The 13,545-nt window shown below is 38.6% G+C and carries 12 protein-coding genes; 8 read left to right on the top strand and 4 right to left on the bottom strand.

The genetic code is table 11. The features are described 5' to 3' along the window. Positions 1 to 24: 24 nt before the first annotated feature. Complete coding sequence (locus AA650_RS27470; RefSeq protein ID WP_168466657.1) at positions 25 to 204, bottom strand: hypothetical protein; 180 nt, start codon at positions 202 to 204, stop codon at positions 25 to 27. Between the two features lie 66 nt (positions 205 to 270). On the opposite strand from AA650_RS27470, the gene AA650_RS01520 reads away from it, so the two are divergent. The 3 genes from AA650_RS01520 to AA650_RS01510 all read left to right on the top strand — a co-directional run bounded on the left by AA650_RS01520 (position 271) and on the right by AA650_RS01510 (position 2,078). Then, on the top strand, positions 271 to 627 hold the full coding sequence (locus AA650_RS01520; protein ID WP_027403631.1) for an iron-sulfur cluster assembly accessory protein: 357 nt from the start codon (positions 271 to 273) through the stop codon (positions 625 to 627). Positions 628 to 1,253: 626 nt separating this feature from the next. Then, positions 1,254 to 1,676, top strand: a complete 423-nt coding sequence (locus tag AA650_RS01515) for a tetratricopeptide repeat protein (protein WP_027403630.1) — start codon at positions 1,254 to 1,256, stop codon at positions 1,674 to 1,676. A 150-nt stretch (positions 1,677 to 1,826) separates the two neighbouring features. Continuing rightward, positions 1,827 to 2,078: a hypothetical protein gene (locus AA650_RS01510; RefSeq protein WP_027403629.1), complete on the top strand. Its 252-nt coding sequence runs from the start codon at positions 1,827 to 1,829 to the stop codon at positions 2,076 to 2,078. A gap of 75 nt (positions 2,079 to 2,153) precedes the next feature. On the opposite strand, the gene AA650_RS01505 is transcribed toward AA650_RS01510, so the two are convergent. From AA650_RS01505 to AA650_RS01495, 3 genes are all read right to left on the bottom strand, one after another. After that, positions 2,154 to 3,752 (bottom strand): Hsp70 family protein, encoded by a 1,599-nt coding sequence (locus tag AA650_RS01505; RefSeq protein ID WP_053537690.1) that lies wholly within the window; start codon positions 3,750 to 3,752, stop codon positions 2,154 to 2,156. Positions 3,753 to 4,329: 577 nt separating this feature from the next. Further along, positions 4,330 to 4,935: an exopolysaccharide biosynthesis protein gene (locus tag AA650_RS01500; protein ID WP_053537689.1), complete on the bottom strand. Its 606-nt coding sequence runs from the start codon at positions 4,933 to 4,935 to the stop codon at positions 4,330 to 4,332. Positions 4,936 to 5,145: 210 nt separating this feature from the next. Further along, complete coding sequence (locus AA650_RS01495) at positions 5,146 to 6,015, bottom strand: lipid kinase (protein ID WP_053537688.1); 870 nt, start codon at positions 6,013 to 6,015, stop codon at positions 5,146 to 5,148. 884 nt (positions 6,016 to 6,899) lie between these two features. Between AA650_RS01495 and AA650_RS01490 the strand changes: the two genes are divergently transcribed. The 5 genes from AA650_RS01490 to AA650_RS01470 all read left to right on the top strand — a co-directional run bounded on the left by AA650_RS01490 (position 6,900) and on the right by AA650_RS01470 (position 13,529). Next, positions 6,900 to 7,295, top strand: a complete 396-nt coding sequence (locus tag AA650_RS01490; protein WP_053537687.1) for a VOC family protein — start codon at positions 6,900 to 6,902, stop codon at positions 7,293 to 7,295. A 24-nt stretch (positions 7,296 to 7,319) separates the two neighbouring features. Then, complete coding sequence (gene ylqF, locus AA650_RS01485; protein ID WP_039201498.1) at positions 7,320 to 8,201, top strand: ribosome biogenesis GTPase YlqF; 882 nt, start codon at positions 7,320 to 7,322, stop codon at positions 8,199 to 8,201. 314 nt (positions 8,202 to 8,515) lie between these two features. Further along, complete coding sequence (locus tag AA650_RS01480) at positions 8,516 to 10,144, top strand: adenylate/guanylate cyclase domain-containing protein (RefSeq protein ID WP_053537686.1); 1,629 nt, start codon at positions 8,516 to 8,518, stop codon at positions 10,142 to 10,144. A gap of 259 nt (positions 10,145 to 10,403) precedes the next feature. Next, a complete protein-coding gene (locus tag AA650_RS01475; RefSeq protein ID WP_053541152.1) occupies positions 10,404 to 11,771 on the top strand; it encodes an NAD-dependent succinate-semialdehyde dehydrogenase in 1,368 nt (455 codons plus the stop codon). 114 nt (positions 11,772 to 11,885) lie between these two features. Further along, positions 11,886 to 13,529: an acetolactate synthase large subunit gene (locus AA650_RS01470; RefSeq protein ID WP_053537685.1), complete on the top strand. Its 1,644-nt coding sequence runs from the start codon at positions 11,886 to 11,888 to the stop codon at positions 13,527 to 13,529. Positions 13,530 to 13,545 lie beyond the last annotated feature (16 nt).

Here is a 13,545-nt window from a genome sequence, read left to right as displayed (position 1 = left end):
TGAGAATGGGAATTTCGGGAATGGTTAATCTTTCAACACACCTAACCCCTCAATTCTAGGATAAAAATCTGAGGTTGCTGACAAAGGAACAACACTTGATAGAGAGGGGATTATTCTAAAATTTTCTCCTATCTTTCCATCTTCCCATCTTCTTATGCTTTTTTGCCGTCGTAATGTCGCTAAAATAAATACAAAAACATTCATAGCAACCCAGAGGTACAAGAATGCCTACTGGAATATTGATAAAACTAGTTCAGGAGTTAAAAATTTATGACCCAAGCAACTCAAACTCAACAACGGGGAATTCTGTTATCTGAATCGGCATTGCGTCAGGTGAAGTCTCTTCAAGATAAGCAAGGGCAAGATTTATGCTTGCGGGTGGGAGTTAGACAAGGTGGTTGTTCGGGAATGTCTTACATGATGGATTTTGAGGATGTCAGCAAGATTACCCCTGATGATGAGGTTTTCGATTATGATGGCTTCAAAATTATTAGCGATCGCAAAAGTCTACTTTACCTTTACGGCTTAATGCTGGATTATAGTGATGCCATGATTGGTGGTGGTTTCCAATTCACTAACCCCAATGCTGCCCAAACTTGTGGTTGCGGTAAGTCTTTCGGCGTTTGACACTCCCCTGTCTAAAGACACGGGGATTCTTGGTTCAACGAGACCACTTAAACTAGACTCCTTGCGTTATCTACCTCAGAGATGGGACTCTCCCCAAGCGTTAACTTTCGGTCTGCCCGACCGTAGTTGCATTGCTGCAAGTCCTGTTTAACTTGAAACTTTCCTGTTTCAAAATTCTGATTCGTCACGCTCTGTATAAATCTTTTACCTACTGCTAGGGAGAAAACGTGAACAATGCAGTAGAACCGCATAGATTTAATTCTCAAGGTACAGATTACCGTTGGGCAGTTAGGTTTTTATACAGGTTGATTACCTTTCCTGTTAAAAATACTATAACATCATAAGTCGCTGGGAGATTTATCCCTCACACGGCTTACCCTTCGGGAACGCTTCGCGTACATCCCCGGCTTAAAAGACATTAACACCTAAAAACTTTTGGGATTTTTAGGTGTCAATTCCGGGGGTTTAAGCCTGATTTCTGATAATATTGTGAGGATTCACTGAGTTAGAAGTTAGAATATTTGTTTGCACCAGGAATATAGAGAAGCAATCTTTCCCATAAATTATTAAGCTTGACGCGAAAACCCCTGATTTACAATTGACAACTAACAACTGACAACTGACAAATGACTAATACAATTGATTCCCTGTTTGATACAGGTTTAGAACGTTATAAAGCTGGAGAATCTGTAGAATCCTTGATTCCTGTATTTAAAGAGGTATGCGATCGCTCTCCTAAAGCCAGTTCAGCCTGGATTTGTTTAGCTTGGTTATATCTTCTTGATAACAAAGGTAAATTAGCTTTTAACGCTGCTAATAAAGCCGTGAAACTCAATCCCCAAGACCCACAAGGCAGAATTAATCTAGCCTTAGCTATGCTAGAAACAGGTCAAAAAGGTTTGCGGGAACACATTGACGTAGCACAACAATTGATATTTGTCAATGAAGAATGGCAAGAAGAAGTCAAAAATAGCATTGAAGATGGTTTAACCAGAAAACCTGATTGGAAAAATTTAGCCAAAGTTAAAAAATGGTTATTTGAAGAATAGGGAGTAGGGGGAGTAGGGGGAGTAGGGGGAGTAGGGGGAGCGGAATTTTACTGATGACAACGGACAACGGACAACGGACAACGGACAACGGACAACGGACAACGGACAATGGACAACTGACAACTGACAACTGACAACTAACTAATCAAAATGAAAGACAAATTATTAAACTGGCTTAATTTCATATTAGTTGCTGATGTTTTCCTAGTAATTTTTGGTTTTGGGTGGCTTGTGATAGCCGTGATCGGTGATGCTTCTGGAATTAACCTGGGATTAGATTTGTGGCACCAACTGTGGATACCAGTATTTAACCCCGCTATTGGTATATTGATGGGCGGTGCGTTACTTAGTGGTATTATTAGCTGGGTATCTAAAAAGCTGACTAAAAATGAGTTATCGTAAATTTTACTCATTAATCTTGCAGAAGCGTGTAATTTTCACTCTATATTGCATAGCAATGGAAAAAAACCGCTATAATCAACTTAATTGCGCCACAAGTTGATTTTCTACCAAGGTGTTGTTGGTTAATAGGTCTTCAACTGTAATTCTTAAAAACCTTTGTTCATCTACTTGAAAATAGATTTTAATGCGATCTCTGCCGGGAAATCCTGGAGGTTTGAGTTTGGCGATTTTACTGGCATTTACACTATCATTAAGGGGTTTAACGGTAGTTACACGAGTATCAAGCTGACGAGTAATTAGGCGATCGCCATCAAAGTATATCTCTGTCGCACCTTTTTCTGCACCTAATTCCCCGATAATTAACTCAATGCTGGGTTGATTGTCTACGGAAGCACCTAAAACTAATTCTACGGGTTGAGTCATCGGGTAAGGTTGTCCGGTTTTAATGATAGGATGCCAACTATGACGTTGATTACGGCGATCCCAATAACGCACACCATAGCTATGATAAAGGTAGTCTTTGATTTCTATGCCTTGGGTGATTTGTAATGCACCATGTGCGATCGCTTCAAAAGGCAGACGACGACGGATTTTTTCTGGTTCAAAATATTGTTCTATCCATGTCTGCACCACTGGTAATTGTACAGTTCCACCAACTAATAATACTGCATTAATATCATCAATTTCTATGCCATAGCGTCGCGCTTGCTGTAGTAATGTCATCATTGAATCATGCAGCTTATCGAAAAATCCGTTTTCTTTCAAAATATTTTCAAAGGTGTAACGATCAAGATCCATTTCATAACTTTCAAAAGTTTGATCATTAAAATAAACTTCACTAGCTTGATCATGGGTAGATAACTGAATTTTCACTCGTTCTGCGAGTCGTGCGGTGAGAGAACTAACTGGTAATCCCTGGGTTTTTGCAAAATAATCTACTATCCAATTATCAATATCAGTTCCGCCGAGATTTTGCCCTGCTTTAGCTAATACACGGGCTGTTTTAGGCTTTTGTTTAGAATCTTCACCTAGAGTTTTATCACCCCATTTAAGGAGAAATCCTAAAGGTTTGGTTTTAGCCTGTTTCCCCTGATCTAAGCTTACCAAAGACAAATCTAATGTTCCTCCACCAAAGTCAACAACCAAGAGAGTTCCTTGATCTGCTAAACCATACCCTAAAGCCGCAGCGGTGGGTTCATCCAACATTCGTATTTGTGCGACGGGTAGTGATTGACAAACTTTCCCTAACCAGTAACGATAGGCTTCAAAGCTGTCTACAGGTGCAGTTAAAACTAAGGAATCTATGTTCCCTTCCAGGATGGCTAATTCGGCAATTACCTGGCTTAAAAACCATTTTCCTACTTGTTCAAAGGTAATGTTTTTACCATCCAGTTCTGGTAAAAAACCCTGAATATCTGCACCGATTCCGCGTTTAAAGTTACGGAAAAATCTTTGATCAGTTTTTATATCTAAACCGCGATCGCATACCTGTTGTCCAGCTATAATTGTCTCCGTGCTGGCATTTTCTACATAAACCAAGCTGGGTATTAGTGGTGGGTTGAGGAATTGTTGCGCTGATAACCCAGGCAAATTCAGGGTTTCTGCTTGTTGAGTGACAGGATTCCAACGAGTGATAACTGTGTTACTTGTGCCAAAATCAATAGCGATCGCCATATCTTAATATTATTTCAGAAAATAGAGAACAGGATGCAAGGGGACAGGGGATAATTACTTATTACCAATTACCAATTACCCACCACCTATTACTAGAATAAACGGGGTAGTTCATCACATCCCCAGGAATTACTGCAATTTGGTACTCAATTACTCCAAAGTTCACTATTATTATTTTTTTTAAGCTGATTTTGCCAGTGGGATTACTCCTGATGATATTAAAGTTGACGGTAAAAGCACCCAATTTACTTGGACTTTTGCCGAAAACGTGGCTGTTAAAAATCCTTTTAGTGGCGTAACTTTGAGTATTGCTGGGTTACTATCAGCCGCATGGTTAGCCGTGCTACATTTAAGATATTAGATCCCCGACTTCTTAAAGAAGTCGGGGATCTGGTAGTTTAGCAGCATAGAAAAATCAAAGTTCCACCCAAACTATCCGGATGGAGGAAGACAGGCAATGGATACTCAAATAGTAGATGCACCTTAATTAAACTATTACCCTCAGCTTTTAGTTGGGGGTTTTTCTTGGCTTTGGGATTTCTATTTTAGCAACTTGTCATAGGAAATGTCAAAAATTTTATTTGAAAATAGCAGGCAGTAAATTGGGGGCTAACCATAGGGCATAACCAATAAAACCAAATAGTATAGTAATTAAAAGAGTAGCAATATAGCTAATACACATTAGTAAACCATCCGATTCAATGGTCGCAACGGCTAAAAGTAAAATCCCCACAGTCGGAATAGGATTGGTAAAAGGAATGGGGGAAATTAATAATATTGTTAACCAAGAGATGCACAGCCCGTTAAATCGCCAAATCCAAGCATGATTAGCGACTTTTTGTAATCGGGGACGGGCAATTTTTTCTAATATCCTGGTAACACGACGCAGATTTTGTAAGATGATTTTAGCGAAAGCGTTGGGAAATTTATAATTAGCAATTTTTTTGGGTAGCCAAGGCGTTTTTCTTCCTAAAACCATTTGCAATGATAATAATAAACAAGCACCGCCTAAAGGACTAGTCAAGCCTGGAGGCATAGGAAATAAAAAAGGTAATACCAGTAATGTGATTACCAAACTAAAACCCCGTTCGGAAGTTTCTGCGAGGATATCACCTAAAGTTAGCGGTTGTTCACTTAAACGTTCTAGAAGAGATTTAATTTCTTGAGAAAAGCGTAAATTCATAACTATGATTTTAATGATTTTTGTGATTCTTATAATACAGCAAAATTGAGGAGTGAACCCCTCTAGATGCTTACTTGTTGACAGATAGGAGTTTTGATGTTGATTTTTTACCTCGTTGACTGGCAACCTGCTGTTTAATTACATAAATAATAGTCAAGATATCATCAAGTAAATCAGATGAATCAGGTAAATCATAGTTTAAGATGATAGTTAGGGAGCTAAAACAGCGATCGCTTGAGGAACAACCCGAAACACAGCCGGAGTATGGGTGGTGATTTCTCCATCTGTATTAATAGAATGGGGTCTGCGAGTGTATACTGTGATTTCCTGACCTTCCAGGGCGCGAACATTTGGCGAATGAATATGTCGTCCTTGACGCATAGCCGGCAGCAAAGGCAGAATTTGCCACCAATGATCAATTTCTAAGCTATAAAGATCCAGCCTTTGATCATCTATAGCTGCATCGTGAACTACAGCCATCCCCCCACCATAATAGCGACCATTACCCACAGCAATTTGCACAGTTTTAACATAAATTGATTCATCATTCATGCGAATTTCTGCACTAAAAGGGCGGGATTTCCAAATTACTTGGAATGCAATTGCCGCATAAGCAAATATACCCCAACGCCGTTTAATTTCCTTAGTTAATTGTTGAGTAATTTTTACACTTAACCCCAAACTAGCCACATTAAAAAAATATTTGCCATTTACAGAACCTAAATCAATCCTCCGTAACTTTCCAGAAGCAATAATTTGACACGCTTCTATTAAAGAGTTAGGAATTCCTAAAGTCCTTGCTAAGTCGTTAGCAGTTCCTAATGGTAAAATACCCAAAGGTAATTGAGTCTCAACTATCGCCTCAATAGCAGCATTAAGTGTACCATCACCGCCACCCACAATTACCAAATTTATTTCTTGTTGATAATGCCGAATCAAATCACCTAATTGATTTGGATGTTCTGTAGATTCTGTAATTATCTCTAAACCCAATTTATTGAAACAATTTATCGCTTCTTGGTAACGTTCTTGTCCTTTACGGGAATTACTATTTACTAACAATAGTGCGCGGATACTCATTTTAGCTGCCTTTTGTAGTTTGTATATGGAATTATTTACATCAATTTACTGAAAATCTCAGTGCAGGATGATTAAAAGGTTGAGACTTAACTGATTATACAATACAGTAATATGGTTCTAGTATAACGGAGCATCAATTATTTGGTTTTGTCTATAGTAATCATTATTTAGTTTGAATAAAAATATTCCCGACTTATTTATATCTATCTAAAGGAATATCTAGAATATCTATTATTTAATAATATTTTGACTTGGTTTTATTGATATAGAATAGTGGCAGTTTTGCAACCCAAAATAAATATGAGTTCATTAACAATTTTACAAAACATTGAAAAACATCTTCCCATCGCTTTTTGAGCTTTGTATGCCCAAATCTTTGATTTTAGAGCAATTCTCATTTTAAGGTTTCATGACATTGAAACCTTAAAAATTTTAAAAATCTCTAAACCAATAATTTTGTAGGGGCAAACCCCCCGTGGTTGCCCCAAATACCGGGGTAGGCACGGGGGCGCTACCCCCACATTAAATCCAAATCTTTTAGATAATTATTGAACATAAGTAGGTGAACAGAAAAATTTAAAGGTATATAACGGTATGTAAAGTTGTCTCAATACGAGATTCTGATTGAGTTTCAGCCATTTTAAAAAACGCAATACCCCTCATTTTTATTTTGTTCACTTACTTAAACGAATACATAGCAACTAGAGGATATTACTCGCAAGATCATGACTTCTAAGAAAAAAGTTAACGATCGCTCACAGTTGTGCAAGAGTAGAGAACAGTAGTATGCTAAAAAGAGTGCCTTATTTAACCCTGACTCGGTGAATTCTGCTGTAAGAGTGAATTAACTGCGCTCTTGTGACAAATCTATGGTAAATATAAATATGCAATATAATAGTGTTATCGTTACTATAGCCACAGTTAATTTTGATAATATAGTCAGCTTTTATACTCAATTACTAGAACAAAAACCAAAGAAACTTATTCCCCATATCTATGCTGAGTTTCACATTGCTGGTTTAAAGTTAGGTATTTTTAAACCTAAATCAACAAATGAGCCAGAATTTGTTGTTAATTCCCAAAGTCCGCTCAGTTTATGTTTGGAAGTGAATAATTTAGAAACTGCCATATCTCACCTGACATATTTAGGCTGTACCTCACAAAGAGACATTTCTATAGCTTCTCACGGACAAGAAATTTATGCCTACGACCCCGACGGCAACCGTTTAATTTTACATCAATCTCATCAACAGGGACCAGGCAAATATTATGATCAATGACCAATGACAACTAACAAACAATAAATGTCAATCACACAAAATTACAAATTAAATTTGATTCAATGGTATCCCGGACACATTGCCAAAGCTGAAAAAAATCTCAAAGAACAGCTAAAACGGGTTGATGTGGTTTTAGAAGTAAGAGATGCCCGTATTCCTATAACTACAAATCACCCCCAAATGAATGAATGGGTGGGGACAAAAGCCAGGATATTGGTACTCAACCGGGTAGATATGATTTTGCCACAAGTGCGATCGCGCTGGATAGAGTGGTTTAAAAATCAAGGCGAAGTTCCATATTTTACCAACGCCCAACATGGTCAAGGTGTCACCGCCATAGCCAAAGCCGCCCAAGCAGCAGGTATTGAACTTAACCAACGCCGCACAGACAGAGGAATGTTACCCCGTCCCGTCCGGGCTGTCGTCATTGGTTTTCCCAATGTCGGTAAATCAGCCTTAATTAACAGGTTGATAGGAAAACGAGTCGTAGAAAGCGCTGCCCGTCCCGGTGTTACTAGGCAACTGCGGTGGGTAAGAATTTCTGATCAATTACAATTACTGGATGCCCCTGGTGTCATTCCTGCCAGACTGGACAGCCAAGCCGCAGCCGTCAAATTAGCTATTTGTGACGATATTGGTGAAGCAGCTTATGACAATCAACTCATAGCCGCAGCATTCGTAGATATACTTAACGAACTTCAGGAAACACATTCTCATTTATTACCACCACATCCATTACTGTCACGGTATGAGATAGATTCCATCATCCACACAGGAGAAGACTACTTACAAGTCTTAGCAGAACATCGTTATAAAGGTGATGTAGAACGTGCTGCCAGACAAATGATCACCGATTTTCGGAAAGGACTTTTGGGTAATATTTCCTTAGAATTACCACCATTTTAAATACTAATTTGTGATATTTTCAAAATTAGCATTAGAGGGTGTTTGAAAAGTATTAGATGAAACCGATAATCTCCAGAAACCTAACCCCCTCCCCCACCTCCCCTACCCCCTCACCTCCCCTACCCCCCCCACCTCCCCTACCCCCCCACCTTCCCAAAGCATCCGGGAGATTAAAGGGGGTAATTTATTTTTTGGTGTTCCCTAATACTGGAGAGGTTTACCAGAGGGGTTTCATATTTGGTTAAACTATGAACCGTTTACAGTATAATTGCACTGATACTTGCGCCCTTAGCTTCGAGCCTGATATAACAGTCATGAATCAACTTACCCTCGTTTTCCAGCAAGAAGGACATACCGAAACATTAGTTCCAGTAGATAAAGATGTATTTATGATTGGACGGTTGCCAGAATGTGACATGGTATTACCCATTGAAGGAATTTCTCGCAATCATGCGCGAATCGTCAAAAGTTCTGATCATGTGTGGACTATTCAGGATTTAGGTAGTAAAAATGGTACGCAAGTTAATCAGTATTTGATTACGGGTATCCAAGAATTAGCTAATAATGATGTAATTTCCTTGGGCAACATTAAATTATTAGTAAAATTCAAAAATATAAATACAAATGGTAATACTAATATATTTTTAGAAAAGGTCAATACTCAACTACAAAAAACAATTTTTCGGAATGTTGAGGAACTACAACAACAATGGATAAGTGCTAATACTATTAATAGCAATAACAATAATCAAAATGAAACTATTGCTCGTCTTAAAGATTTGGTAGATATAGCTAAAAATCTTTGTGCTGCTGCATCTATTGAGGAAATTTTCTTCCAAGTACAACAGGTGGTTTTTCGTTATCTTGATAGTATTGACCGATTAGCCCTATTAGTAAAAATCGATGATTATGGTAATTTAGAGTTAATAAATTCTGCCACTAGAAATATTTCCGAACAAGAACATTTAGCTACAGATGGTAGTTGGATTAGTCGCAGTATTTGTCAAAAAGTATTTGCAGAAAAAATTGCTATTCAAAGTGCCGATACTCAATCTGATCAACGTTTTTCTAGGGAGAAAAGTATTTTAGTTAAAGGTATTCGTAGTGCTATGGCTGTCCCATTATGGGATGAGCACAAAGTAATTGGAGTTCTCTATGCTGATGCTAGTCTGTCTTCATCTCATTGGGAAAGTGAAGGGGAAGAAGAACTCAGCTTTTTTTCAGCTTTGGCTAATATTGTAGCTTCTAGCGTGCAACGTTCGTTGTTAGTAGACAAACTCAAAAATGAAGAAGTAATTCGTCATCGTTTAGAAAGATACCATTCTCCGGCTGTTGTCCAACAATTGATAGCTGTTGGTGGTTCTCCTGATGGACGTTTAGCGCCTAGAGAAAATGAAATTAGTATTTTATTTGCAGATTTAGTCGGTTTTACGGCAATTTCTGAACGATTGACACCTACAGAAATTGCTCAATTATTAAATAATTTATTTGAAGAAATGTTGAAAGAAGTATTTTTGTATAGTGGTACCTTAGATAAATACATTGGTGACTGTATTATGGCATTTTTTGGCGCTCCTGACCCAGATCCAGGTCATGCAGATAGGGCAGTTGCCTCAGCGAAGGGAATGCTAACTCGGTTAAAACATCTCAATGCTAATCATTTTTGGCAAGAACCTTTACAATTACGGATTGCTATTAACAGTGGTAAAGCTGTAGTTGGTGATGTTGGTAGTTCTCAGAGGGTGGATTATACTGCTTTAGGAACGACAATTAATTTGGCAGCTAGGATGGAGACTATTTGTTCTCCTGGTGAATGTGTAATTAGTGAAGTTACTTATAATATGTTGTCAGAAAAATCTGATTTTTTTGATATCGGAGCTTATCGTTTTAAAGGAATTGATCGTTCCATTAAGCTATATCAAACTAAAATGTATGAACTATAATATTGCTGACGATGTGCTGTAATGGGTAGTGGGTAATCTGGAATAGAGCGTAATTTACAATATTATCCAAAAATCCTGTTGATATTGTGACAATTTTATAGGCTTTTGGCATACTATTGGCAAATTGGCGAGGTATTGATTTAATGACAAATTATTTTCATTATTTTCCCTCCAAGTCAATTTTCGTGTTAGCTTCTGTAGTGAATGTGTGTAAGACTGGTAAACTACCTCAAACTATTTTTTAATGGGGGGTCAGGTTATGGCTATAGCTACTATTAATCCCACCACTGGGGAAACGCTCAAAACTTTTGAGCCACTAAAAGATACAGAAATTCTTGCCAAGTTGGATTTAGCAGGAAAGTCTTTTGAAGGATATCGTCAGACGAGTTTTGTAGAGCGATCGCACTGGTTAGAACAAGTAGCAACTATTTTAGACCAAGAAAAGGCAGATTTAGGGAAATTGATGACGTTGGAAATGGGTAAACCATTAAAAGCGGCGATCGCAGAAGTTGAAAAATGCGCCCTGGTTTGTCGTTATTATGCCGAAAATGCCCCTAGTTTTCTAGCTGATGTCACCATTAAAACCGATGCTAGTCATAGTTTTGTAAAATATCAACCTTTAGGGGTAATTCTCGCCGTCATGCCTTGGAATTTTCCATTTTGGCAAGTTTTCCGGTTTGCTGCACCAGCACTCATGGCAGGCAATGTGGGGCTACTCAAACACGCTTCCAATGTGCCACAGTGCGCCCTGGCGATCGAAGATATTATCAACCGTTCCGGCTTTCCCAAAGGTGTATTTCAAACATTGTTAATTGGTGCTGCCCAAGTTGCCAATTTGATGGCTGATGATCGCATCAAAGCCGCAACCTTGACAGGTAGTGAACCAGCCGGTGTATCCCTCGCCGTTGCATCTGGGAAACAAATCAAAAAAACTGTTTTAGAATTGGGGGGTAGTGACCCATTTATTGTTTTAGAAAGTGCCGATTTAGAAACAGCAGTTAGCACCGCAGTAACAGCGAGAATGTTAAATAATGGACAATCTTGTATTGCTGCGAAACGCTTTATAATTGCTGAATCTGTGGCTGATCAATTTGAAAAACTGCTGTTAGAAAAATTTCAAGCTTTGAAAATTGGTAATCCAATGGCAGCAGATACAGATTTGGGACCATTGGCAACTCCCGATATTCTCCAAGAATTAGACCAACAAGTTAAAAATGCGGTAAAAAGTGGTGGTAAAGTCCTCACAGGTGGACATCCTTTAACAGAAATGTCGGGGAACTTTTATCCGCCCACAATTATCATAGATATTCCTGTAGATACACCAATTGCCCAAGAGGAATTTTTTGGACCTGTGGCATTATTATTCCGAGTTCCTGATATCGAAGCGGCAATTAAATTAGCTAATGATAGTCCCTTTGGTTTGGGTGCAAGTGCATGGACAACAAATACAGAAGAACAAAATCGCCTAATTCAAGAAATTGAAGCCGGGGCAGTATTTATTAACAGCATGGTTAAGTCTGATCCTCGTTTACCTTTTGGGGGAATTAAGCGTTCTGGTTATGGTAGAGAATTGAGTATTCAAGGTATTCATGAATTTGTGAATATCAAGACAGTTTGGGTGAAATGATTGTTTTTTTGAAACGCAGATGAACGCAGATGGACGCAGATAAAGGCAGATAATTGGTTTTTATTTATGCCTTGATTTGGTGATTTTGATATTTTTTTATTTTGAGGAAATGATATGAATACCGCAGAATTATTAGTACAGTGTTTAGAAAACGAAGGAGTTCAATATGTTTTTGGACTCCCTGGAGAAGAGAATTTGCACGTTTTGGAAGCTTTAAAAACATCATCAATTCAATTTATTACTACCCGTCATGAACAGGGTGCTGCATTCATGGCTGACGTTTATGGTAGGTTAACAGGAAAAGCCGGAGTCTGTCTTTCTACCCTTGGTCCTGGGGCAACTAATTTAATGACTGGGGTGGCAGATGCTAACTTAGATGGTGCGCCATTGGTGGCAATTACGGGGCAGGTGGGAACAGATAGAATGCACATTGAATCCCATCAATATTTAGATTTGGTGGCAATGTTTGCCCCAGTAACAAAGTGGAATAAACAGATTGTCAGGCCGAGTATTACACCCGAAGTGGTGAGAAAAGCCTTCAAGCGATCGCAAACAGAAAAACCCGGTGCTGTTCACATTGATTTACCAGAAAATATTGCCGCCATGCCTGTCGAAGGCAAACCTTTAAATAAGGATAATAGCGAAAAAACTTATGCTTCCTTTGCCAGTATTCGCGCCGCTGCTGGGGCAATTTCCCAAGCCGTTAATCCCATCATTTTAGTCGGAAATGGAGCAATTCGCGCCCATGCTAGTGATGCAGTTACGCAATTTGCCACCCAAATGAATATTCCTGTTGTGAATACTTTTATGGGTAAAGGAGTCATTCCCTATACCCATCCTTTAGCACTTTGGTCTGTGGGATTACAACAACGAGATTTCATTACCTGCGGCTTTGATAGTACAGATTTAGTCATAGCAATTGGTTATGATTTAATTGAATTTTCCCCCAAAAAATGGAATCCAGAAGGGACAATTCCTATTATCCATATTGCGGCAACTTCTTCGGAAATTGATAGTAGTTATATTCCCCAAGTAGAAATAGTTGGCGATATTTCTGATTCCCTCAATGAAATCTTAAAATTAGCAGACAGACATAATAAACCCAATCCCTATTCTATTAGCTTACGTTCTAACATTCGCGCTGATTACGAAGAATATGCCAAAGATGATGAATTTCCCATTAAACCGCAAAAATTAATTTATGACTTGCGGCAAGTTATGGGACCAGATGATATTGTAATTTCTGATGTTGGCGCCCATAAAATGTGGATTGCTAGACATTATCATTGTCATAGTCCCAACACTTGTATTATTTCCAATGGTTTTGCCGCTATGGGTATTGCTATCCCCGGTGCATTAGCCGCAAAATTAGTTCACCCAGATCGTAAAGTTGTCGCTGCCACTGGTGACGGTGGTTTTATGATGAATTGTCAAGAATTAGAAACAGCTTTGCGAGTCGGAACACCATTTGTTACCCTGATTTTTAATGACGGTGGCTATGGTTTAATTGAATGGAAGCAAGAAAATCAATTTGGTCCAGGTAACTCATCTTTTGTCCATTTTGGTAATCCTGATTTCGTCAAATTTGCCGAAAGTATGGGATTAAAAGGTTATCGAGTGGAATCTGTAGCAGACTTTGTTCCCCTACTTAAAGAAGCGCTCGCGCAAGATGTTCCAGCGGTGATAGATTGTCGGGTAGATTATCGAGAAAATCGCCGTTTTACTAAAAAAGCTGGTGAGTTAAGCTGCGAAATTTAAATCATTGTGGGGTAGG

The sequence above is a fragment of the Anabaena sp. WA102 genome, from assembly GCF_001277295.1.
In the GTDB taxonomy this organism is placed as follows: Bacteria; Cyanobacteriota; Cyanobacteriia; order Cyanobacteriales; family Nostocaceae; genus Dolichospermum; species Dolichospermum heterosporum.
The sequence above is the reverse complement of the archived record's forward strand: the minus strand, read 5'-3'. Positions and strand labels throughout refer to the sequence as shown.